The organism is Haladaptatus halobius (genome assembly GCF_020618475.1).
Taxonomy (GTDB): Archaea; Halobacteriota; Halobacteria; order Halobacteriales; family Haladaptataceae; genus Haladaptatus; species Haladaptatus halobius.
In genome coordinates, this window is the sequence record NZ_CP085335.1 from 345,059 (window position 1) to 368,337 (window position 23,279).

The 23,279-nt window shown below is 63.9% G+C and carries 21 protein-coding genes; 13 read left to right on the forward strand and 8 right to left on the reverse strand.

Annotated features, from left to right (window positions below; genetic code table 11):
- Positions 1 to 207 precede the first annotated feature (207 nt).
- Both LIW51_RS38370 and LIW51_RS01955 read left to right on the forward strand, forming a co-directional pair.
- Positions 208 to 627: a HalX domain-containing protein gene (locus LIW51_RS38370; protein WP_255766944.1), complete on the forward strand. Its 420-nt coding sequence runs from the start codon at positions 208 to 210 to the stop codon at positions 625 to 627.
- A gap of 143 nt (positions 628 to 770) precedes the next feature.
- Positions 771 to 2,168, forward strand: coding sequence for an MATE family efflux transporter (locus LIW51_RS01955; RefSeq protein WP_368411761.1), 1,398 nt, complete (start codon positions 771 to 773; stop codon positions 2,166 to 2,168).
- 66 nt (positions 2,169 to 2,234) lie between these two features.
- On the opposite strand, the gene LIW51_RS01960 is transcribed toward LIW51_RS01955, so the two are convergent.
- From LIW51_RS01960 to LIW51_RS01970, 3 genes are all read right to left on the reverse strand, one after another.
- Positions 2,235 to 2,945, reverse strand: coding sequence for a lytic transglycosylase domain-containing protein (locus tag LIW51_RS01960; RefSeq protein WP_227375574.1), 711 nt, complete (start codon positions 2,943 to 2,945; stop codon positions 2,235 to 2,237).
- A 218-nt stretch (positions 2,946 to 3,163) separates the two neighbouring features.
- Positions 3,164 to 4,681 (reverse strand): Asp-tRNA(Asn)/Glu-tRNA(Gln) amidotransferase subunit GatB, encoded by a 1,518-nt coding sequence (gene gatB / locus LIW51_RS01965; RefSeq protein ID WP_227375575.1) that lies wholly within the window; start codon positions 4,679 to 4,681, stop codon positions 3,164 to 3,166.
- Positions 4,678 to 5,313, reverse strand: coding sequence for a histidine phosphatase family protein (locus LIW51_RS01970; RefSeq protein WP_227375576.1), 636 nt, complete (start codon positions 5,311 to 5,313; stop codon positions 4,678 to 4,680). The genes gatB and LIW51_RS01970 overlap by 4 nt, the downstream gene beginning before the upstream one ends.
- 147 nt (positions 5,314 to 5,460) lie before the next feature.
- Here LIW51_RS01970 and LIW51_RS01975 point away from each other — a divergent pair, with 147 nt between their 5' ends.
- From LIW51_RS01975 to LIW51_RS01985, 3 genes are read left to right on the forward strand one after another with little or no spacing between them, the layout of a single operon-like run.
- Positions 5,461 to 5,691 (forward strand): DUF7518 family protein, encoded by a 231-nt coding sequence (locus LIW51_RS01975; RefSeq protein ID WP_227375577.1) that lies wholly within the window; start codon positions 5,461 to 5,463, stop codon positions 5,689 to 5,691.
- A gap of 22 nt (positions 5,692 to 5,713) precedes the next feature.
- Positions 5,714 to 9,292, forward strand: a complete 3,579-nt coding sequence (smc, locus tag LIW51_RS01980) for a chromosome segregation protein SMC (protein WP_227375578.1) — start codon at positions 5,714 to 5,716, stop codon at positions 9,290 to 9,292.
- Positions 9,285 to 10,163 (forward strand): segregation/condensation protein A, encoded by an 879-nt coding sequence (locus tag LIW51_RS01985; protein ID WP_227375579.1) that lies wholly within the window; start codon positions 9,285 to 9,287, stop codon positions 10,161 to 10,163. The genes smc and LIW51_RS01985 overlap by 8 nt, the downstream gene beginning before the upstream one ends.
- A gap of 9 nt (positions 10,164 to 10,172) precedes the next feature.
- On the opposite strand, the gene LIW51_RS01990 is transcribed toward LIW51_RS01985, so the two are convergent.
- Together LIW51_RS01990 and mtnP are read right to left on the reverse strand one after the other, a co-directional pair.
- Entirely contained in the window at positions 10,173 to 11,240 is a 1,068-nt protein-coding gene (locus LIW51_RS01990; protein WP_227375580.1) for a pyridoxal-phosphate-dependent aminotransferase family protein, read from the reverse strand.
- A 59-nt stretch (positions 11,241 to 11,299) separates the two neighbouring features.
- Entirely contained in the window at positions 11,300 to 12,148 is an 849-nt protein-coding gene (gene mtnP / locus LIW51_RS01995; RefSeq protein WP_227375581.1) for an S-methyl-5'-thioadenosine phosphorylase, read from the reverse strand.
- A 107-nt stretch (positions 12,149 to 12,255) separates the two neighbouring features.
- Between mtnP and LIW51_RS02000 the strand changes: the two genes are divergently transcribed.
- Positions 12,256 to 13,668: an MATE family efflux transporter gene (locus LIW51_RS02000; protein WP_227375582.1), complete on the forward strand. Its 1,413-nt coding sequence runs from the start codon at positions 12,256 to 12,258 to the stop codon at positions 13,666 to 13,668.
- Between the two features lie 38 nt (positions 13,669 to 13,706).
- On the opposite strand, the gene LIW51_RS02005 is transcribed toward LIW51_RS02000, so the two are convergent.
- On the reverse strand, positions 13,707 to 14,429 hold the full coding sequence (locus LIW51_RS02005) for a phosphoribosyltransferase (RefSeq protein ID WP_227375583.1): 723 nt from the start codon (positions 14,427 to 14,429) through the stop codon (positions 13,707 to 13,709).
- Between the two features lie 184 nt (positions 14,430 to 14,613).
- Here LIW51_RS02005 and LIW51_RS02010 point away from each other — a divergent pair, with 184 nt between their 5' ends.
- Together LIW51_RS02010 and LIW51_RS02015 are read left to right on the forward strand one after the other, a co-directional pair.
- Positions 14,614 to 15,954, forward strand: a complete 1,341-nt coding sequence (locus LIW51_RS02010) for a chymotrypsin family serine protease (RefSeq protein WP_227375584.1) — start codon at positions 14,614 to 14,616, stop codon at positions 15,952 to 15,954.
- A 378-nt stretch (positions 15,955 to 16,332) separates the two neighbouring features.
- Positions 16,333 to 17,232, forward strand: coding sequence for a PhzF family phenazine biosynthesis protein (locus tag LIW51_RS02015; protein ID WP_227375585.1), 900 nt, complete (start codon positions 16,333 to 16,335; stop codon positions 17,230 to 17,232).
- Here the strand turns inward: LIW51_RS02015 and LIW51_RS02020 are convergent.
- On the reverse strand, positions 17,229 to 17,576 hold the full coding sequence (locus LIW51_RS02020) for a KTSC domain-containing protein (RefSeq protein WP_227375586.1): 348 nt from the start codon (positions 17,574 to 17,576) through the stop codon (positions 17,229 to 17,231). The genes LIW51_RS02015 and LIW51_RS02020 overlap by 4 nt on opposite strands.
- A gap of 173 nt (positions 17,577 to 17,749) precedes the next feature.
- Between LIW51_RS02020 and ppsA the strand changes: the two genes are divergently transcribed.
- The 5 genes from ppsA to mfnA all read left to right on the forward strand — a co-directional run bounded on the left by ppsA (position 17,750) and on the right by mfnA (position 22,711).
- Complete coding sequence (gene ppsA, locus LIW51_RS02025; RefSeq protein WP_227375587.1) at positions 17,750 to 20,050, forward strand: pyruvate, water dikinase; 2,301 nt, start codon at positions 17,750 to 17,752, stop codon at positions 20,048 to 20,050.
- A 133-nt stretch (positions 20,051 to 20,183) separates the two neighbouring features.
- Positions 20,184 to 20,312: a twin-arginine translocation signal domain-containing protein gene (locus LIW51_RS02030; RefSeq protein ID WP_227375588.1), complete on the forward strand. Its 129-nt coding sequence runs from the start codon at positions 20,184 to 20,186 to the stop codon at positions 20,310 to 20,312.
- A 24-nt stretch (positions 20,313 to 20,336) separates the two neighbouring features.
- Entirely contained in the window at positions 20,337 to 21,101 is a 765-nt protein-coding gene (locus tag LIW51_RS02035; RefSeq protein WP_227375589.1) for an extracellular solute-binding protein, read from the forward strand.
- Positions 21,101 to 21,598 (forward strand): type 2 periplasmic-binding domain-containing protein, encoded by a 498-nt coding sequence (locus LIW51_RS02040; RefSeq protein ID WP_227375590.1) that lies wholly within the window; start codon positions 21,101 to 21,103, stop codon positions 21,596 to 21,598. The genes LIW51_RS02035 and LIW51_RS02040 overlap by 1 nt, the downstream gene beginning before the upstream one ends.
- Positions 21,599 to 21,658: 60 nt before the next feature.
- The gene (mfnA, locus tag LIW51_RS02045) at positions 21,659 to 22,711 is read left to right on the forward strand and encodes a tyrosine decarboxylase MfnA (protein ID WP_227375591.1); all 1,053 of its coding nucleotides are present in this window, start codon (positions 21,659 to 21,661) and stop codon (positions 22,709 to 22,711) included.
- Here the strand turns inward: mfnA and LIW51_RS02050 are convergent.
- Positions 22,706 to 23,236: an HVO_2922 family protein gene (locus LIW51_RS02050; protein WP_227375592.1), complete on the reverse strand. Its 531-nt coding sequence runs from the start codon at positions 23,234 to 23,236 to the stop codon at positions 22,706 to 22,708. The genes mfnA and LIW51_RS02050 overlap by 6 nt on opposite strands.
- Positions 23,237 to 23,279 lie beyond the last annotated feature (43 nt).

Consider the following 23,279-nt stretch of genomic DNA (forward strand, 5'->3'; position numbering starts at 1 on the left):
CACTGTCTTGGAGAACTCGGTGTACGACCCGCAACGAACCACGATACGCGACCACCACGGCATCCACCGAGGCGAAATCCTCGTCCTTCGGGAAATAACCGTCCAGAAGCGTCGAGAAGAGTCGCTCCGGGCGCTTCAGTCCGCGAGTCGTCGGTTCATGGACGCAAAGCGATCACGACGCTCGACCGACTCACGGAGCGTATCGACGTGGCGCTTCTCGACCGAAAGATGCCGGTGTTGGGCGGCGAGACCGTTCTCGAAACAATTCGTGACCGCGGGCACGACTGTCGGGTCGCCATGATGACGGCGGTCGCGCCCGACTACGATATCATCGACATGGAGTTCGACGAGTACGTCACGAAACCCGTCGACGGCGAAACCCTCCGAGAGACGGTGACGTCGCTCCACTCTCGGGCGGAGTACGCGGACAGGCTGACGCACTACTACTCCCTCGTCACAACCCACGCGAGCCTCGTGGCCGAACGCCCCCGCGACAAACTCCGTCGAAACGAGGAGTTCGTCTCCCTCGAATTCGAAATTGAGACCGTCCGTCGCGCCCTCGACGACTCGGTCGATCTCGGCGACCACCGCGAGTTTCAGCACGTTCTCCGCGAATTTCGGCAGTGAATCGGCGCTTCGACGCCTACCACCGAACGTTTCCATCCTCGGTCGAAAATCCGGCAGCGAGGGGCCGGAACACGTGCGTTTAAGAACCGGTCGACCAATGTGGCGATAGATACGTGTCCCGACGAGCCGAGAGCCGCGTCGATATGACCGACGGCCCCGTCACGCCGAAACTGATGAGCCTCGCGTGGCCGTTAGTCGTCGGAAACCTCCTCCAGACGTTCTACAATATCACAGACATGTTCTGGGTTGGGCAGGTTAACACCGCCGCCGTCGCCGCCGTCTCGCTCATGTTTCCGACGTCGTGGCTGTTCGTCTCGCTGGCGATGGGACTCACTGCGTCGTCGGTCGCGCTCGTCTCACAGCACGTCGGCGCTGGCGACGACCGGGCCGCGGACAACATCGTCGCGCAGACGACGCTGCTCACCGTTCTCGTCGGCGTCGTCCTCGCGTCGCTCGGCTACGCCTTTCGGCACCCACTACTCTCGCTCGTCGGCGCTGAGGGTGCGGTGTACCGCGAGGCGCTCCAGTACATCGAGGTGCTCTTCTTTTCCATCCCGTTCACGTTCCTCTTCTTCGTCTTCCGCGCCGTCCTCCGCGGCGCGGGCGACACCAAAACCGCGATGTGGCTGATGGTGCTCTCGGCGGGTTTGAACGTCGTTCTCGATCCACTTCTCATCCTCGGATACGGCCCGTTCACCGCCATGGGAACTCGCGGCGCGGCGGTCGCCACGCTCGTCGCTCGCGTGTTCGCGGCCGCCGTCGGCGTCTACGTGCTCCTACGCGGCGATTGGGGTATCCAACTTCGGCTCGACGATTTGCGCCCGGACTGGCCGGTATTGAAGAAACTCGTCACCGTCGGCTCCCCGGCGACCGTCGACGGCGCGGCCCGGAGTTTCGCCGCCGTGGCGATGGCCGCGCTGGTCGCCCGATTCGGACCGGTTCCCACCGCCGCGTACGGTATCGGCGTCCGGATGATGTCCGTCTCGTGGACCATCTCGGGCGCGGTCGGACAGGCCGCCGCGACGGGCGTCGGCCAGAACCTCGGCGCGGAGACGCCCGAGAGGGCCGCCGAAGTGACGTGGAAAGCGACCGTCGGCACGCTGGGCGTGCTCTTCGCCGCCGGCGGGTTGATGGTCGCGTTCCCCGCCGCGGGGGTACGGGTGTTCACGAACGATCCGGCGGTGGTCGCGGAAGGCGTCGACTTCCTCTACGTCATCGGCCCGTTTCTGGCCTTCTTCGGCGGTCTGATGGTGATTCAGGGCGGTTTCCGCGGTGCTGGCGACACCGGCGTCGCGATGTCGCTTTCGTTCCTCTCGCGCTGGGTGCTCCGCATCCCCATCGCGCTCCTGCTCGCCTACCAGTGGACTCTGTCGCTCGGGCCGGTCGTCGTCTCGGGGCTTGCGTGGGGCGTCGGCGGTCTCTGGTGGGCGTGGTCGATTTCGGCCATCGGATCGTTCGTCGTGGGCGCGCTCTGGTTCAGCCTCGGTCGCTGGCGACGGGGCGTGTTGGACGAAGAACGCAAACCGACGACCGCGGACTGACCGCGAGGTGGACGAGCGTCTCGTTCGGTCCGCGGCCAAAAACGGTCGAGCGAGTGCGTCGGGCGTCTACGCGTAGGTGAGGTACCGCTCAACCGACCAGCCCCAGACGTTGCGGTCGAGCCAGTGGACGCCCCACCACGTGTAGCCGTCCTCGGTCGTCGGCCCGTTCATGATCTCGCCGACCTCACCGGGGGAGACCGTGGCGACGACCGGCGACTCCGTCCCGGGCTGTTCCCGCGTGTTCAGATTGGCGGTCGGCGTGACTCGGTCGCCATCGACGAAGCCCCCACCGCCGCCACCGCCGTAGGCATCGCGGTAGTACGCCGCGGCGTTCTTCACGTCGTTGACGTACGCCCAACTGTGGTTGTAGGCGTACAGCGCACTATCCCAGTCCTCGGGCGCGCCCGAGGCCGTGAGGTAGTTGGCGGCGGACGGAATCGCGTCCTGGTAGTCGCAGATGTTCGCGTACCCGTCGCCGTCGCCGTCGAGACCGTAGGCGTCCCACGTCGAGGGCATGAACTGCATCGGCCCTTTTGCTCCCGCCGACGACGTGTCACAGCCTGCCTCGTACTGGCCGTGTTGGGTCTCTATCCAGCCGATGCCGGCGAGATATGTCCAGTCCAGTCCCCAGTTCGAACCCGTGTCGCGGTACTCTGCGAGGTAGTGTGACGGGATGGAACCGGGCGCGGCGGCGGCGGAGCCCGACAGCCCCGAAACCGCAACCGCCGTCGTTCCTGCCGCACCGAGCTTCTTGAGCATGTCGCGTCTTGATTGCATGATACATTTATCACGACATAGCACGCGTTAATATAATTTTCTACAAATAATATTAATAAATCAACCACTGCTGTCGGTCGAACCCCGTCTTGAAGACGGATGAGAGTGCTTCGGCTATTAGACGGGAGAAGGCACGCTTCTGAGCACGCAATCGGGAACGGAGCGCATCTTCGAGTGGGTCGCGGTGCCGTTGGGTGCCGACCTTCAGGCGACGCTGATCACTCGTCCAATCGCTCGCGGAGCATCCCGTTCACGCTACCGGGATCTGCGCTTCCGCCGGTCTTCTGCATGACCTGCCCGACGAGGAAGTTGATGGCACCGCCCTCTCCGGCGTGGTAGTCCTCGACCGTGTCCGGGTTTTCGTCGATGGCCGCCTCGACCGCCCGCTCGACTTCGCCCGTGTCGGCCTTGCCGAGGCCCTCGCGCTCGATGACGGTTTCGGGGTCGTCGCTCTCGTCCAACATCTGGCGGAGAACCGTCTCTTCCGCGTTCTTGACCGTGATATCGTCCTCGGCGACGAGACGGATGAGGGTCGTGAATTCGCCCAGTCGACCCTCCACGTCCGTGATCTCCATGTCGCGGTAGTTGAGTTCGCCAAGCAGGTTGTCGGCAACCCACGTCGCGGCGAGGTCGGAGTCGAACTCCTCGGCAACGTCCTCGTAGAAGTCCGCGACCTGCTTGCTCGACGTGAGTTTGCTCGCGGCTTCCGCGCTCAGCCCGTACTCCTCGCGGAAGCGTTCGCGGCGGGCGTCCGGCAGTTCTGGAATTGCCACCGTCTCCTTCCAGTCGCTCACCCGTAGCGGCGGGATGTCCGCCTCGGCGAAGTACCGGTAGTCCTTCTCCGCCTCCTTCGAGCGCATCGAGACTGTCGAACCGTGCGTCTCGTTGAAGTGGCGCGTCTCTTGTTCGACCGCCTTCCCCCGCCTGATGAGGTTGCGCTGGCGGCTCTCCTCGTAGGCGAGCGCGCTCTCCGCGCCCTTGTGACTGGAGATGTTCTTCACCTCCGTTCGGTTCGCGTCCGCGCGCACGTCCTCCGAGATGGTGCCGTCCTCGTCCACGTCCTCGGCGGGGACGATGGAGAGATTCGCGTCCACACGCAGGCTGCCGTCCCGCGTCGAGTCGAAGACGCCGAGGTACTCCAGCACCTCCTCGAGTTTCTCCAGGAAGGAGACCACCTCGCCGGGTTCGCGAAAGTCGGGTTCCGTGACGATCTCCATCAGGGGCGTCCCGGCGCGGTTGTAGTTGACGAGCGTATAATCCGCGCGGTCGATGCCGACGGTTCGCGTCTCGATGTCGCCGCTCCCGTCGCGGACGTGGCGGAGGCTGCCGGGGTCTTCTTCGAGGTGGGCGCGGTGGATGCCGACGGTTCGCGTCTCGCCCTCGTGGCGGAACTCCAACTCCCCGTCCTGACAGATGGGGGCGTCGTACTGGGTTATCTGGAATCCCTTCGGCAGGTCGGGGTAGAAGTAGTTCTTCCGGTGGAAGCGCGTCTCCTCGGGGATGTTGGCGTCGATGGCCTTCCCGACCTTGACGGCGTACTCGACGGCGGCCTCGTTCAGCACCGGGAGCGACCCCGGAAGCCCGAGACAGACCGGGCAGGTGTAGGTGTTCGGCTCCGCGTCGTCTTGCTCCGTCGAACAGCCGCAGAAGATCTTCGTGTCCGTCTCCAGTTGGACGTGTATCTCGAGGCCGATGACGGCCACGAGTTCGCCCTCCTGAACAGCCTGAGCGGTCATTGTCCGTTGGTTGGTGCGGTACGCGTTAAAAGCCTACGGAGACGGCCCGAACGGCGCTGCTCTCCTATTTGGAGTACCGACGCGCTATCGCCGCGAGTTCCCCGTCCGCGAACCGCGCTTCGTAGACGTCCGGCGTCGTCAGTTCCTCCTCCCAGAAGTCGAAGCGGTCGTCGTAGCTGTTCAGAACGAGCGTCAGGAGGTTGCCGTGGGGTGCCGACCACGACCGATTCGCCTTCGTAGCGTTCCAACGTTCGTTCTACGGCCGCTACGCCGTGCTCCTGCGCCGCGAAGTTCGACTCGCCGCCCGGCCACGCGAACGCCCAATCTTCCCAGACGCCGGCGATGGCACTCTCGAACGTCTCGCCGATGGTCTCGACCGGGCCGTCGGTCAACCGACGCTCGTGGAAATCGTCCTCGACGGTCACTTCTAGTCCGTGGCGGTCGGCGACTGGCCGAACCGTCTCGGCCGCGCGGGCGTAGGGGCTGGAGACGACGGCGTCGACGTCGCGGTCGGCGAGCAGGTCGGCGACGCGAGCGGCGTTTCTCCGACTGCGTTCCGAGAGGGGACGTTCCGCTTCGCGGTCGGGTACCCACGAGGAGTGGGCGTGTCGGACGAAGTAGACGGTGGTCACGTCCCGTGTCGTCGCTTTTTTCGGCCGATAACGGTTCCGATTCGCTCCGGTCGACGCTCAGGTCGGAATCGTTTCGGCGCTCGACGGGCGGCCCGTCTGCCGAGCGTCTGACGCACCTTTATGAGGAAACCGTGACGCATACGTGATATGACGAGCCAGCGCGACCGAATCGAGTCGCTCGAATCGCGGGTGGAAGAGTTAGAAGCGACGATTCGTGGCTTGACGGAGGAACTCGTGGACGCCAACCAGCGACTCCGGGAGTTAGAGGCAGACCAGGAATCGACTCAGGCCGAAGAGGCTAAAACCGACGAGTCCAAGGAAGAAATAGAAGAAGACGAGGGCGGATCCGACCCTAGCGACGATATCATCGTGGCGTAGGTTCGCCCTCTACGAGCAACCCATGCACATCAAATCGCTCGTCCTCGACAAGTTCAAGAGCTTCGGCAGGAAGACCGAAATCCCCTTCTACGAGGATTTCACCGTAGTCACGGGGCCGAACGGCTCCGGTAAGAGCAACATCATCGACAGCGTCCTCTTCGCGCTCGGCCTCGCTCGAACGCGAGGCATCCGCGCCGAGAAGCTGACCGACCTCATCTACAATCCCGGCTACGACGAGGGTGAGGCCGAGCGAAACGGCCCGCTCGAAGCTTCCGTCGAAGTCGTGCTCGACAACTCCGACGGCACGCTGGACCGGTCGCAGATCGTCAACGCCGCGGGGACGGACAACGTCGGAGACGCGGACGAGATCACCATCAAGCGCCGGGTCAAGGAGACCGAGGACAACTACTACTCCTACTACTATCTGAACGGTCGCTCGGTCAACCTCTCCGACATCCAGGACTTGCTTGCGCAGGCGGGCGTGACCCCGGAAGGCTACAACGTCGTCATGCAGGGCGACGTGACCGGCATTATCAACATGACGCCATACGAGCGCCGCGAGATCATCGACGAAATCGCGGGCGTCGCGGAGTTCGACGCGAAAAAAGAGGACGCCTTGGAAGAGCTCGAAGTCGTCAAAGACCGCGTCGAGGAAGCCGAACTCCGCATCGAGGAGAAAGAAGACCGACTCGACCAACTCCAGGATGAGCGCGAGACGGCGCTGGAGTACCAGGGCCTCCGCGACGAGAAAGAGGAGTACGAGGGCTACCTGAAGGCGGCCGAACTCGAAGAGAAGCGGGCGGACCTGGAGGCGACCCGGGACGACATCGAATCCCGCAAGGAAGAACTCGTCTCCCTCCAGCGGGAGTTGGACGAGCGACAGGGTCGCGTCGTCCGCCTCGAAGACCAGTTGGAGGAACTCAACACCGAGATCGAGCGCAAGGGCGAGGATGAACAGCTCGCTATCAAGAGCGAGATAGAGGAGGTGAAAGGCGAGATCGCTCGCCTCGAAGACCGCACCGAGACGGCGAAAGAGAAGATTCAGGACGCCGAAAATCGCAGACGGCAGGCGTTCGTCGAGATCGACCGCAAGCAGGAGACGGTCGACGAGTTGGACGGCGACATCCGCGACATCAAGATCGAGAAAGCCTCGGTCAAGGGCGAGATCGGCACGAAAGAGGCCGAATTCGCGGAGATAGAGGAGGAGATCGAGAGCGTCGACACCGAGTACGACGAGGTGAAAACCGACCTCGAGGAGAAAAAGGAGGTGCTGGAGGAAGAAAAGAGCGCGAAGAACGAGCGCCAGCGCGAGAAAGACCGCCTGCTCGACGAGGCCCGGCGACGCTCGAACGCGGTGAACGAGAAGCAGACGGAGCTCGATTCGACCCGCCAGCAGATTCCGGAACTCGAAACTGAACTGCAGGACCTCGCGGACGAACTGCTGAAGGCGGAACGGAACGCCGAGCAGATAGCGGACGTGGTCGCCGACCTGAAATCGGAGAAGCGCGAACTCCAGTCCGACCTCGATTCGGTCGAAGACCGCTTGCAGGCGAAACAGCAGGAGTACGCCGAACTCGACGCTCGCGCGCAGGAGAGCGGCGATTCCTCCTACGGGCGTGCGGTTTCGACCATCCAGAACGCGGAGATGGACGGCGTGCACGGCACCGTCGCCCAGATCGGAAGCGTCGGCCAGCAGTACGCGACCGCCTGCGAGACGGCGGCGGGCGGACGGATGGCGCACGTCGTGGTCGACGACGACAACGTGGGCCAGCAGTGTATCGAGTACCTGAAGCGGCAGAACGCGGGGCGTGCGACCTTCCTACCCATCACGAAGATGCGCGACCGCGGTCTCCCGTCCCCGCCGAGTATGCCCGGCGTGGTCGATTTCGCCTACAACCTGATTGACTTCGATTCGGAGTATTCGGCGGTGTTCTCCTACATCGTCGGCGACACACTCGTCGTCGAGGACATGGAGACGGCCCGCGAACTGATGGGCGATTTCCGCCTCGTCACGCTGTCGGGCGAACTGGTCGAGAAGAGCGGCGCGATGACCGGCGGTTCGACCAGCGGGTCGCGCTACTCCTTCTCGGCGTCCGGCAAGGGCCAACTGGAGCGCGTCGCACGGCAGATAAACGAGTTGGAGGACGAACGCCAGTCGGTTCGTGAGTCCATCCGCGGCGTCGAAGAGCGGTTGGACGACGCCCGCGACCGCCAGAGCGACGCGGCGGATCAAGTTCGATCCATCGAGAACGACATCGAGCGCAAGGAGGACGAACTCGAATCGGTTGAGACCCAAATCGACTCGCTCGGGGACGAAATCGAGGAGTTGCAGGCCGAGCGCGAGTCGGTCAACGACCGAATGCAGGAGCTCGAATCCGACATCGCGGCGCACGAGGAGACCATCGCGGACATCGAGAGCGCCGTCGCGGAACTCGAAGCCGAACTCGCGGATTCGAAGATTCCCGAACTGTCGAGCAAGGCAGACGACGTGAACGAGGAGATCGACGCCCTCGAAGACCGGATGGACGAGCTAGACGGTCAGCTGAACGAACTGCAGCTCGAAAAGCAGTACGCCGAGGACGCGATCGACGACCTCCACGACGACATCGAATCCGCGCAGAACCGCAAGGCCGAGCAGGAAGAACTCATTGAGGAACTGGATGCGGAGATCGAAGACCGCGAAGGACGCCTCGAAGCGAAACGCGAGGCGGTCGAAGAACTCGAAGACGAACTCGCGGAACTCAAAGACGAGCGGAGCGAGCTGAAAGAGGAGCTACAAGACGCGAAGTCAGAACGCGACGACCAACAGCAGCAGGTCGAAGCGGTCGAGAATCGGCTGGAGAGTCTCAGGCGAAGCGCGAATCGACTCGAAGCCGACGTGGCCGAACTCCGGCAGGAAGTCGGCAAGTACGACCCCGAGGAAGTGCCTGACCACGACGAGGTGCGCGAGAACATCGACCGCCTCAAACGCCGGATGGAGGCGCTCGAACCCGTCAACATGCTCGCCATCGACGAATACGACGACGTCGAGAGCGACTTAGACGACTTGAAAGAGCGCAAGGCAACGCTGGTGGAGGAGCGCGACGGCATCCGGGAACGCATCGACTCCTACGAGTCCCAGAAGAGAGCGACGTTCATGGACGCGTTCGACGCCATCGACGACCACTTTCAGGACATCTTCACGCGTCTCTCGGCCGGGTCGGGCGAACTGTTCCTCGAAAACGAGGACGACCCCTTCGACGGCGGCCTGACGATGAAAGCCCAACCCGGCGACAAGCCGGTGCAGCGTCTCGACGCGATGAGCGGCGGTGAGAAGTCGCTGACCGCGCTCGCGTTCATCTTCGCCATCCAGCGGTACAACCCCGCGCCGTTCTACGCGCTGGACGAGGTGGACGCCTTCCTAGACGCGGTGAACGCCGAGCGCGTCGGCGAGATGGTGGACGAACTCGCGGGCGACGCCCAGTTCGTCGTCGTCTCGCACCGCTCGGCCATGCTCGACCGCTCGGAGCGCGCCATCGGCGTGACGATGCAGGGCGACAACGTGAGCAGCGTGACGGGCATTCGACTGGACGGGGAACAGGAGGTGGCCGCCGGTGACTGACGAATCGCCGCTGGACATCACCGGCCACGAGAAACGCAGGCGAGAGGGGACCGACCTCGGAGACGAGCGACCCGACGAAAACGGCGAGGAGGTCGAACCGGTCGAACTGCTCGTCCAACTCGCGGAGGACGGCGAGATAGAACCCTGGGACATCAACATCGTGGAGGTGACGGACAAGTTCCTCGCGCGACTGGACGAAGCCGACCTCCGAACGTCGGGGCGGGCACTCTTCTACGCCAGCGTCCTCCTGCGGATGAAGAGCGACGCGCTCCTCGCGGACGACGAACCCGAGGAAGAAGAACTCGAACCGTGGGAAGCCCCGATGGCGATGGACGACGCGGGCGGCTTCGACCCTGTGGCGTCGCTCGAAGACGAGATGGAGCGCCGACTGGAGCGCAAGCACGCCCGCGGAAACCCGGAGACGCTGGACGAACTCGTCCGCGACCTGCGCGAGCGAGAGAGCGGGTCATGGTGGAAGGAATCCCGCACCTACGACACCAGCGACTCACCAAAGGGGTTCCGCCGGGGGACGCAGACCCTGGACTACCACGCGGGCGACGACATGCGGTTTGACGACGAACCGACCGAGTCCGAGGTGACCGGCACAACCCACGACGAGGACATCGAGGCGGTTATCGACGACGTGGAGGCCGCGCTCGTCACCCAGTACGAGGCGGGGCGAACCGAAGTGTTGTACGCCGAGATCGACGGCGTCGGCCCGACACGGGTCGAAACGTATCTCGCGCTGCTGTTTCTCGCGCACCGCAACGCCATCACGCTCGAACAAGACGACCTGTTCGGCGACCTCTGGGTGCAGGACGCTCGCAGCGCGGAGAAAGAAGAGGAACCGGCGGAGCTACTCGCGGATTAGTCCGGCCGACTAACCGAGAACCTTCTCCAGCGCGTCCATCGTCTTCTCGACGCGCGGTTCCTGCGCGTTGTACCCCATATGGCCGACGCGCAGTATGTCGTCGGCCATCTCCCCGAGTCCGGTGGCGACGAGGATATCGTGGTCGTCGTGGAGTCGCTGCTGAACGTCTTTCGCTCGCCCCTCCATCTCGAAGGCCGTGACGGTCGGCGAGCAGAGCGAGTTGGAATCGGGGAACGGTCCCAGTCCCAACTCGCGGCCGCGCTCTCGGCAGCGTTCCGCCGCGCGCCGGTGACGGTCGAACACCGATTCCAGCCCTTCGTCCAGAATTCGGTCGAGAGAGGCTTCCAGCGCGTACAGGTTCGAGACGAGGTGGGTGTAGGGGAGGAAGGAGAAGTCCGGCTCTCGCCACGGTTCCAAACTGGTGTAGAAGGAATCCTGTTCGGTCGTCGCGACTTTCTCCCACGCCGAATCGCTCACCGACAGCGTCGTCAGACCGGGCGGCGAGCTGAAACACTTCTGGGAGGCTCCGAGACAGACGTCGATGCGTTCGACCGGAATCGGCGTCCCGCCGAGCGACGAGACGGCATCGACGACGGTGAGCACGCCCGCGTCCCGCAACGTCGTCAGTGTCTCGTCGAAGTCGTTCAGCAGGCCGGTCGGCGTCTCGCAGTGAACCATCGTCGCGGCGGTGAACTCCCTCTCCTCGACCAGCGACGCAATCTCGTCGGCGTCGAATCCCTCGGTGTACTCGATACTGTGGGCGACCACTTCGCCGCCAGCCATCTCCACGAAGTCCGAAAAGCCGTCGCCGTACAACCCGTTCGCGAGACAGAGCACCTTTTCGCCGGGCGCGACGAGCGAATCGACGGCGGTTTCGAGGCCGAGGATTCCTTCGCCGCCGAGAATCACCACATCGTCGTCGGTGTCGTAGACGGTCGCCAGTTTGTCGAGGAGCGTTTCGTAGTACGACGCGAACTCGGGGTCTACGTCCGGGTTGACGGCGGGGCGGGCCATCGCCTCCCGCACGTCGTCCGGAACCGCGGTCGGTCCCGGCGTCATCGTGAGCGTTTCGTCCATAGGAGGTAGCTCTCGTGACTGAAGCTAAAATCCTGCGCAAGCGGGAACCGGAACCGAAGTTAGAGATACTCGCCGACCAGCAGTTCGACGCGCTCCCGCGTCTCGTCCGAAATCGCTTCCGTCGGCGTGTTGATGGTGCCTTCCAGCGCGTGTCCGCAGTCGCAGTCGCGCTCGTCGGGCATCGTCCGAATCGCGTGCTCGACCACGTCTTTGATGGATTTCTCGTTCTTCGCGGCGTTTTCGAGCACTTCCTGCAGGGTGACTTCGCTGTCCGACTTCCACACGTCGTAGTCGGTGACGCCCGCCACCGTCGCGTAGCACATCTCGGCTTCGCGGGCGAGTTTCGCTTCCGGAATGGCGGTCATCCCGATTATCTCGAAGCCCTGTGCGCAGTAGAACTCGCTCTCGGCGCGCGTCGAATACTGCGGCCCTTCGATACAGACGTAGGTGCCGCCCGATTGGTGGTTCGCGTCGGTCGCCTTGTCGCTGGCGTCCGAGAGGTGCGAGACCATGTGCGGGCAGTAGGGATCCGCGAAGGGCATGTGGACGACCATCCCGTCGCCGAAGAACGTCGGCGTCCGATGTTTCGTCCGGTCGAAGATCTGGTCGGGGATTACAAGCGTTTGAGGCGGTAGTTCCTCGCGGAGACTGCCGACCGCGTTGCTGGCGAGAATCCGCTTTACGCCGAGTTGTTTCAGCGCGTGGACGTTCGCCCGGTAGGGGGCTTCCGTGGGCGTGTGCCGGTGATTCGGTCCATGACGGGGCATGAACGCCACTTCCTTTCCGGCCAGTTTGCCGATGGTGACCGGCGCGCTCGGGTCGCCGAACGGGGTCGTCACGCGCTCTTCGCGGGTGTTTTCGAGCGGCAGTGCGTCATAGATTCCGCTTCCGCCGATGAAGCCGATCATGGCGGGCACTGCGTTCGGCGGTCACCTAAACGACTCGGGTTCGATTCGTGTCGAGTGATATCACATCGTACGAGAGTTGAAATACCAGCGATGGGTCGTAACGCTCCATGTCCCCTTCCCTCCCTTCCGGCGAACTCACCGACGGGCCGCTCGTCGGCCCGATGGTGCGGCTCGCGTGGCCCATCGTCGTCATCCAACTCCTACAGGTCGCGTACAACGTCGCCGACACCTTCTGGCTCGGCGCACTCTCCTCGGACGCGGTCGGTGCGCTCTCGCTGGCGTTCCCGCTCATCTTCTTCCTCATCTCCATCGGCGGCGGGTTCACCGCGGCGGGGAGCATCCTCGTCGCACAGTACATCGGCGCGGGGAGCGAGGACGAAGCGAGCGCGGTGGCCGGACAGACGCTCTCGTTCGTCTCCATCGTCGCGGTCGCCATCAGTCTCGTCGGTTTCCTGCTCGTCGACCCGATGCTCGGTCTCTTCCCCGCCGACGATCGAACCGCCGCGTTCGTCGTTCCGATGGCCGCCGACTACATGCGGGTGTTCTTCCTCGGCTCGCCGTTTCTCTTCGGTTTCTTCGTCTTCGTCTCGCTGATGCGCGGCTACGGCAACACCCGGACGCCGATGCGGATTATGGCCGTCAGCGTCCTCGTGAACGTCGTGCTCGACCCGATTTTCATTTTCGGCTGGGGGCCGATAACGGGGATGAAAATCGAGGGTGCGGCGATAGCGACCGTCCTCTCGCGCGCGTTGGCGACCGTCATGGGGCTGTACGTCATCTTCGGCACCGACGCCGGCCCGGAAGTGCGACTGAACCATCTCACGCCCGACTTCGCTCGAATCCGCGAAATCGTTCGACTCGGCGTGCCGACCGCCGCCGAGCAGTCCACGAGTTCGCTGGCGATGGTCGTGCTCACCGGAATGGTGGCGACGTTCCCGCCCGCGGTCGTCGCGGCCTACGGCCTCGGCAATCGCCTCTCGTCGCTGGTCTTCCTACCTGCGATGGGACTCGGACAGGCGACGAACACGATGGTCGGGCAGAATCTCGGGGGCGAGCGACCGGACAGGGCGGAGCGTGCGGTTCGACTGGCCGTCGCGCTGGTCGCGGGCGTGATGCTCGCTGTGTCGCTCGTCGCCGTCCTGTTCCCCGAACCGCTAGTGTCGGTCTTCCTCAGCGCCGACACGCCCCGCGTCGCCGAAACCATCGACCACGGGAGCGACTATCTCAGGATCATGGCCGTCATGTTCATCTTCATGGGCGTCCTGCAGGTCGTCCTCGGCGCGTTCCGCGGCGCGGGTAACACCAGAACCGCGCTCGTCTTCTCGATGGTGACGCTGTGGGTCGCCCGCGTCCCCGCGACTTACTACCTCGTCTTCGTCGAGGGCTGGGGGCCGACCGGAATCTGGGTGGCCGTCGCGCTCGGCGACATCGTGGGGGCGATCGCCGCGGTCGCGTGGTTCCTCCGGGGAACATGGAAGCGGACGGTGGTCTCGGCGAGCGACCCGGCGCTCGCGGATTGAACCGGAGAAATATCGCCGCGAAAAGACCGTACCGCTGCTTACTGCACGCCACTTGCGTTTTCGAGCAGTCGCCAGCCCCCATCTTCGCCCGTCTCCTCGCGTGCGAGCACGTCCCGGCGCTCCATTTCGGCGAGCACTTCGTCCAGTCGGTCGGGTTGCGCGATCTCCATCTGAATGCGCTCGATGTCGTGGTACTCGTTCAGATAGTGGCGGATATCGTCCTTCGAGAACACCTCGGCGTCGGCTCTATCCATCGTGCCACTGGCGATGTCTATCATGTCCTCGATGAAGTTCCACGGGTAGACGATCCAAGCCCATTCTTCGAGGCGCTCGCCGATGTAGTTGGGCTCAAACTCGCTCGTCTGGAGCAGTTGGAGCGTCCCCGTCCTGACCTCCCCGGCCTCGCGGTCGGTCACGTACTCGTGGGCGCGTTCGATGGAACCGCCGGTGTCCGCGATGTCGTCGATGATGAGCACGTCCTTACCCTCGACGCTCCCTTCGGGCATCGGATAGCGAACTTCGGGTTCGCCCGATTTCTGGGCCGTGCCGACGTAATGTTCCATCTTGAGGCTCGTGAGATCGTCCAGTCCGAGAAAATCGCAGATGCAGCGCCCGGCGAACCAGCCCCCTCGTGCGAGCGCGACGACGACGTCGGGTTCGAACTCCGAGCCCTTCACTTGGTCGCTTACGTCCCGACAGAGGCCGTAGATGTAGTCCCAGTTGGTTATCGTGCATTTGAAATCGTCCGGGAGGTCGCTCATACCAAATCGAGAGTCGCGCGCCATGCCACTTAACGGTTTACAGGTGGGCGCTGTATCCGTCCTAGTCGTGGAACGCGAGACGGAACGACCTCGAACGACGAGCATCCACTTCTATCATTTTATTCGAATAATTTTCGTTCGAATTAGTATTTGTGGCTGGATAACCATTCCGTAAGTACGCCCTATGACCCACACTCAAGATTTCGAAGACCTCCTCGACTGCAAGAACGTGCTCGGCGTCGAATACGACGAGGAGACAAACACGGTCACGGTCTTCGTCTCCCAAAAGCTTCCCGACAGCGAACTCGCCGACGAGGACAACGTGAAAAAGCGCGTCTCCGGCGTCAACGTCGTCGTGGAAGACGCGGGATTCGGGGAAGAGCGCGATGGGTTCGACGCCCTCGCGCTCGTCGAACCGATTCCCGAGGCCGAGAAAGGCCGAAAAGAACGCCACCGCCCGGTCGTCGCGGGCGTCAGCGAGATCAACGCGAAATCGACCGCCGCGACCGCTGGTCCGTACCCCGCCCGCGTGACCGACACCTCGAGGGCGAACTGGAGCGACGCCGTGTCGACGGGCGACCTCGTTCGCCTCTCGAACAACCACGTCTACGCTCGCGTCAATAAGGCCCAGTTCGGCGAACCCGTCATCCAACCCTCCCCGCGCGACGGCGGTAGTCTTCCCGACGACAAGACCGGCGAACTCCGAGGGTACGTCACCGTCGAAGACGGCTCGCTGGTGGACGTGGCGGCGCGGTCTGCCGACCCCAAACGGGAGTCGCCGGAGTACCACGAACTGGACGACACGTGGCCCACGGGCGTCCGGCGCAAGAAGTACCGCTCGCTCAAAGGGAAGACGGTCACGAAGACGGGGCGAACGACCGGCGTCACGAAAAGCCAAGTGAAGGCCGTCGGCGCGAGCGTTCGCGTGAACTTCGGCGAGGCCGGAACCCTGACGCTCCGCGATCAACTCATCGCTGGCGCGATGTCGAAGGGCGGCGACAGCGGTTCGCCCGTCTTCGACGATTCGTCCGGCGAACTCGTCGGCTTGCTCTTCGCTGGATCGAAACAGCAGACCATCCTCAACAAAATCGGCAACGTCGAGTCCGAACTCGGCGTCGAACTGCTGACCGCGGAATCCGGTGGTGGCGGTGGCGGCGGTAAGGGCGGCGGCGGTGGAGATGGTGGCGGTAAGGGAGGTGGCGGCATGTCGCCCACCTACCGCGAGACGCTAGATACGACCGTCACCGTCTCGATGAATAGTCCGGAACTCTCGCTGAAGTCGTTCTCGGTTCGGGGGTCGCCCTCCCCCGGCGGACGGGTCGACGCCACCGCGGCGGTGTCCGGCACCGCGCCGGGAACCGGGTGGTTGGAGGTGCAGGGGACGCGCACCACCTTCGAACTGACCGAGGAGCACGCCCGAGGCGAGCAGTACGTCCGCGACGTGGCGGTGACGGTTACCGTCCCGGAGTCGCCGGGTGACTCGTTCGAGGTTCACGTCGAAGGCGGGTACGTCGATTCGGCGTAGGCGGCGGTCGTCGTGAGCCGCTGGACGAATTTTTCGAGTTGTCGCTGGAGATTCAGCGACTGCGTTTTCGAAAGCTTCCAGACGCTCTCGTTTAAACGATTCTGACAACGAGGTAACCACGTCCCACCCCACCGCCACGCCAGCGCACCACTCCCTCCCGGTCAATTCCTTCCGTTCGTTGCACTCTCTCCAGTCGTCCCTCACACGAAGTCTGGCGGTGGCGGCGAGGACAATTCGTCCGAGCCGCCACGCCAGCGCGCGCCACGCGGATAGTTCCGATTTTCGATGCGACGAAAACGAGAGAGCTTCAAATCCTCCATCAACCCCAACCCGACGGAGAACCGAGAATTAAACCCTCCCCCGACTCACACTTCGAGTATGCCAACCGTCCGTGCGCTCCTCGTAGACGCCTTCACCGACGAATCGCTGGCCGGAAACGCGGCGGGCGTCGTGCCGGAAGCCGACGAGTTAACCGACGACCAGATGCAGGCCATCGCCCGCGAACTCGCGGTGAGCGAGACGGCCTTCCTCCGGACGAGCGAGGGGGCAGACCGCCGCGTGCGCTACTTCACCCCGGCGACTGAGGTCGACCTCTGCGGCCACGCCACCATCGCGTCGCACGTCCACCTGCTCGAAGACGGTGTCGTGGAGTCGGGCACGCACACCCTCGAAACGAACGTCGGCGTGCTCGACATCGAAGTCGGCGACAACGGCACGGTCTGGATGACGCAGGAGGACCCCCACATCGAGCCCGTCGAACTGGACTACGACCGAGTGGGGGGCGCGCTCGGCATCGACTCGGCGGCACTCCGCGACGTGGGAGCCGACCTCCCGCTCGCGGTGGCCTCCACGGGTCTTCCGTTTCTCGTCGTGCCCGTCAACTTCCTCGAACACGTCGGCGGCGCGGAGCCGGACATGGCAGCCATCGAAGCTCTCTGTGAGGAGGTCGATGCGGTCGGCGTCTACGCGTTCACCTTCGACGCCATCGACGCCGACTCGACGCTCCACGGGCGGATGTTCGCACCGCTCGCGGGCGTCCCCGAAGACCCCGTGACCGGGACGGCCAGCGGGGCGGTCGGCGCGTATCTCCGCGATTCCGAAGCGTTCGAAGATTTCCCGGACGAGATGCGCTTCGAGCAGGGTCACTTCGTGGACAGACCTGGCCATGTTCGCGTGCGCGTGGACGACGAAGTGCGGGTCGGCGGACGGGCGATCACCGTACTGGACGGCCAATTGGTCGTTCCCGAGGCGGATGACGACGGCATCATCGAACTCTAACGAATCCGCCGATACTCGTACTCGCCCCTGATGTTCTCGTGGAAGTACGACCCGTGCGATCCAGCGCTTAGCAGTTCTTGATACACCGACTGCGGGACGTTCGCGTACCGATAAACCCCACCGCTGTGGAATTCGATTTCCAACGCTTCCTCGTTCGGATCATAGCCGATACTCGCTAGATTGGACGAGGTCACCGGCGTTCGCGTCCGCGTCACGTACTCCAATTTCTCGTACGGCACGTACCCCACCACACCCTGCTCTCGGTCTCTGAGTACGATTCCTCGCTGCGCTTCCTCGAACTCGTCGCACTCGACCGTCTCGCCCCCTGCGATGTGTGCTTTCATCGTCTGACGGACGACGGCATATCGCCTCAAATCATCGGCCCTCGAAGTGGCCACCTCCGAATCAGTGCTGTCGTCGGCTATCGACTTACAGTGTACTCGACTGCGAGTTAATTATCTTCGGCGTTTTGGTCGGAACATTCTTTATGTGCCTGCTTGTTCCCACCCATACGCACATGGTTGTACTCTGGCTGGAAGATCTCAGTGCAGACGACCTCGAACTGGTCGGTGGCAAGGGTGCGTCGCTCGGTGAACTCACGGGCGCGAACCTCCCCGTCCCGCCGGGATTCGTCGTGTCCGCCGAAAGCTATCGGCGGTTCATCGAGGAGACCGGCATCGCGGACGAATTATTCGAGGCTGTCGACGTCGATACCGAGGATTCTGCGGCACTGGCAGAAGCCGAGTCCCGGGCGGAGGAACTCATCCTCGGAACCGAGATTCCCGACGATATTCGAGAGGGAATCCTCGCCGCTTACGACGATCTAGACGACGGGAAGGCGTTCGTCGCGGTTCGCTCGTCCGCGACGGCGGAAGACCTCCCCGACGCCTCGTTCGCGGGCCAACAGGAGACGTTTCTCAATATCACCCGCGACGACCTCGTCGAGCGCGTGAAAGAGTGCTGGGCGTCGCTTTTCACGCAGCGAGCTATCTACTACCGACAGGAGAAGGACTTCGACCACGAGAAGGTGGATATCGCGGTCGTCGTCCAGCGCATGGTGGACGCGGAGAAGAGCGGCGTCATGTTCACCAGCCACCCTTCGACCGGCGAGAAGAAGATCATCATCGAGTCCGCGTGGGGTCTCGGCGAGGCGGTCGTGTCGGGGTCCGTCTCCCCGGACAACTACGTCGTCGACCGATCCTCCGGTGAAACGGAGGACGTTACCATCGCCGACAAGAAGGTGATGCACGAGAAAGACCCCGAGACCGGCGAAACCGTCGAGAAGGACGTCCCCGAGGAGAAGCGAAACGCCCGCGTCCTCTCCGAGGACGACATCGACCGACTCGTGGAACTCGGCGAGGAGGTCGAAGACCACTACGGAACCCCGCAGGACGTGGAGTGGGCCATCGTCGCCGGCGAGGTTTACATGCTCCAGTCGCGTCCTATCACGACCATCAAGGAGGGCGGCGACATCGAATCCGAAGCCGACACGATGGAGGGCGTCGCCGACGGGAGCGGTGCGGTCGAGACGACGAGCGCCGACAAACAGGAAATCGTCGTGAGCGGGCTGGGCGCGAGTCCGGGCATCGCCAGCGGCGCGGTGCGGATCGTGACGAAACTCGACCAACTCGACAAGGTCGAGGAGGGCGACATCATCGTCACCGAGATGACGACCCCGGACATGGTGCCCGCGATGAAGCGCGCGGCGGGCATCGTCACGGACGAGGGCGGTATGACCAGTCACGCCGCCATCGTCTCGCGCGAACTCGGCGTCCCGGCGGTCGTCGGCTGTGGTAACGCGACCGACTCGCTCGAAGACGGCCAAGTCATCACGCTGGACGGCGACAAAGGAACCGTTCGGGAAGGTAAAACCGAGCGGGAACAGGAGCGCGAACCCATCGAGGAAGCCCGCCCGAAGACTCCCGTCAAACCGATGACGGCGACGGAGGTCAAGGTGAACGTCTCCATCCCGGAGGCCGCCGAACGCGCCGCCGCCACGGGTGCCGACGGCGTCGGCCTGCTCCGGATGGAGCATATGATTCTCTCGACCAACAAGACGCCCGAGCGATACATCGAAGACCACGGCGTCGACGCCTACGTGGACGAGATCGTCGAAGGTGTCCGCGGCGTCGCGGAGGAGTTCTATCCGCGACCGGTTCGCGTTCGCACGCTCGACGCGCCGACCGACGAGTTCCGACAGTTACAGGGCGGCGAGAACGAACCGGACGAGCACAATCCGATGCTCGGCTGGCGCGGCATCCGCCGCAGTCTCGACAAGCAGGACGTGTTCCAGCACGAACTCGACGCCTTCCGCGAACTGTACGGGATGGGCTACGACAACGTCGAGATCATGTTCCCGCTCGTCAACGACGCGGAGGACGTGTACCGCTCCCGCCGCCTGCTCTCCGAGACGGGCATCGACCCCGACAAGCGCACGTGGGGCGTGATGATCGAAACGCCGGCGAGTGCGCTCCAGATAGAGGAGATGGCCGACGCGGGCATCAAGTTCGCCAGTTTCGGGACGAACGACCTTACCCAGTACACGCTCGCGGTCGACCGAAACAACGAGAACGTTGCCGGGCGGTTCGACGAACTCCACCCCGCTGTGCTCGAACTTATCGGACAGACCATCAACTGCTGCCGAGAGCATGACATCAACACGAGCATCTGCGGACAGGCCGGGTCGAAACCGGAGATGGTTCGGTTCCTCGTCAACCGCGGCGTCTCGTCCATTTCGGCGAACATCGACGCCGTGCGCGACGTACAACACGAAGTGAAGCGCGTCGAGCAGAAACTGATGCTCGATTCGGTCAGATAGACGGAATCGCTACCGACGCTCGGACATCCCATCGAGATCACTTTTTGTCACGTCTTGTTTCGTAGCGACGTGTCTGCCGACCGCCAGACGACTATAACCGTATCCGTAATCTCTAGCGTGTGAGGTGAACGAGATGGGGAGAAACGACGCGAACTCGGTTTCCCGCCGCGCCTTCCTGCGGACGACGGGCGCGATGGGAACGGCGGCGATCACGAGTCAGACGGCCAGTGCGCGACAGACCGGGACGACGATGGTGCCGTGAGGTGCCGACGCGGACTTTGCGTCCGTGAGGGGAGCGCTTCAGCAACTGTTATGGGACATCGGACTGCCCCGAAACATCGAAATCATCGCCGGAACCGAGGAGACCGACATCCGCGAGGACCAGTACACGCGGTGGATGTCGGCAAACCTTTCGGAGCCGGATCTGATGCTCACCGACAGCGGTTGGACGTTGAACTTCGTCATCCGCGACGAACTGCTGAACCTCGACCGGAACCTGTCGAAGTCGGTGCTCGACCGGGTGAAGAACGGATACTTCGAAGCGAGCGTCTCGACGGCGATGGGGCCCGACGGTAGCCTCTACGCGGTTCCGCTGTATCCGGACTTCGGGATGATGCTGTACCGCAAAGATCTCGTCGAGAAAGCTGGATACGACCCGGACGGCGAGAACTGGGCGCGGAACTCGATCACGTGGGAGAAGTTCTCCCGAGTCACGAAGGACGCGATGGAGCGGTCGGGCGTTCCGTACGGCTTTACGTTTCAGGCCGACCTCTACGAGGGACTCCCGTGTTGCGATTTCAACGAATTCATCTCCACGTGGGGAGGGGCGTACTTCGGCGGACGGAACTACCTCTTCGGCCCGGTCGGCGAACGCCCGGTCACCGTCGCCGACCCCGCCGTCGTGAACTCGATACGGATGGTTCGAACGTTCGTCCGGGGAGCGGACGACCCGTCCGCGCTCGACGGCTACGCCGGGCCGATAGCTCCGACCGGCGTCTCCAGTGGACGGAGGACACCTCCTTCGGGCCGTTCGGCGCGGGCGATGCGGTGATGCACCGAAACTGGCCGTACGCCATCGCCAGCGCGGGAGCCGAGAGCGCGCTCGGAACGAACCTCGGGGTGATGCCGATTCCCTACGCGGTCACGGAACGACAGTCTGAGTACGCGGGCGTGGACGGTTCGACGTCCGCGCTCGGCGGGTGGCACATGGCCATCAACCCGAACTCCACGAAGATCGACGCCGCGGTTCGGGTGCTCGAAGCCATGACGGACTGGCGGATTCAGCTGATGCTGTTCGAGGAACTCGGTTTGCTTCCGCCCGAGATTTCCGTCCTTGAATCGCGCGCGGCGAGGCGGGTGCCGATAATGGGGTCACACGTCGACACGCTCCGTACGGCGGGGGAGAATGCGATGCCGCGTCCGGTCACGATCGCTTGGTCGCAGGAGTCGACGAAAATCGCGGAACTCGTTCACGCGACGTATTCCGGGGACGTGGCACCGGAACCGGCGATGCGGGAACTGCGGTCGCAGCTCGAAAAGATAGAGTAGTTCAACAGGTTGTGACGCGGAGAACGGAACCGATAAACCCGACGTACCGAATCTGAGGGTATGCAGGTGGCCGCGCCGCAGTCGTTCCGCCGGGTGCTCTCGTCGATGTGTACCGAACCTCATCCGGCGGCCCGTGATGCAGCCGCGCGATTTTTGGCGTCGAACCCGGGCGACCCGACGACGTATCCGACCGTCTCCGCGCTCGAAGACGATGCGGTGGCGCTGTTGGGCGAGATAACCGGTCTTCGAGAGCCGCATGGCTACGTCGCCAGCGGTGGCACCGAGGCGAACGTTCAAGCGGTTCGGGCGGCGCGCAATCTCGCGGAGACGGACGCGCCGAACATCGTCGCTCCCGAGAGCGCCCACTTCAGTTTCCAGAAGGCGGCCGAAGTGCTCGGCGTCGAACTGCGACTCACGGCGGTCGGCGCGGAATACCGCACCGACCCGGAGGCGGTGGACGAACAGGTGGACGACGACACCGTCCTCGTCGTCGGTATCGCTGGAACGACCGAGTACGGGCGCGTCGACCCGATTCCGGCGCTCGCCGAGATCGCCCACGATGCCGGGGCGCTGTTCCACGTCGACGCGGCGTGGGGCGGGTTCGTACTCCCGTTCACCGACCGCGAGTGGCACTTCGGGCACGCGGGTGTGGACACGATGACCATCGACCCGCACAAGATGGGGCAGGCGGCGGTTCCGGCAGGCGGATTTCTAGCTCGGGAGAAGCGGGTACTGGACGCGCTGGCGGTCGAGACGCCGTATCTCGAATCGACCTCGCAGGCGACCCTGACGGGAACGCGAAGCGGTGCGGGCGTCGCCAGCGCGTGGGCCGCGATGGACGCACTCTGGCCGGACGGCTACCGCGAACAGTACGAACGTTCCCAAGCCAACGCCGAGTGGATCGCCGAGGCGTTCGAATCGAACGGCTACGACGTGGTCGAACCTGTGTTACCGCTGGTCGCGGCCGACGTCCCTCGGGAGACGGTCGAGGAACTTCAGGCCGAAGGGTGGCGCGTCTCGTCGACGGGGTCGGGCGAACTCAGAATTGTCTGTATGCCCCACGTCACCCGTTCGATGCTGGAGGAGTTCGCCGCCGACCTCGATTCGCTATAGCTCTTCGACGGGCGCGCCGAGCGCGTTCCGCTTGACGCTTCTGATGCCCTTCTTCACAGCCTGTTTCGAGGAGTACCCCCCGCCGCCGTCGGCGATGATGTTCCCGTTCCGGTGGACGAGTCGCCAGCGCCAATCGCCGGTCTTGTCTTCGTACACTTCGAAGGACGCCTGCGCGGGCGGGCGAAGTGCCTCGACGACGCTTCCGTCATTCTGCGTCACCGCGACGGGCCACGATTCGGGCTCCGCGGGCCCGGTTCGGTCGGTGAGTCGACGGGCGAAGCGGGCGAGCGTCGTCCCGTAACGTTCGAGCAATTCCAGCGAAACGTCGCGTTCTAAGAGCGATTCGCCGTCCGAGGTGATGCTGATTCGCCGCCCTCTGAGCTCGAGACCGCCGGAGGGTTCGTCCCACTCGCCGTCGCGTCGGTAGTCGACGGTGAGACGGATCGCCCCGTCGTCGGCATCGTAGGTCACCTTCGCCCGGAGGTTCGGGTGGACGGCGACGCGGTATTCACTGTCCGAGTTCACACCGGTTCATTCGTACCGACTCCGTATGAGTCTGTTCGCCAAT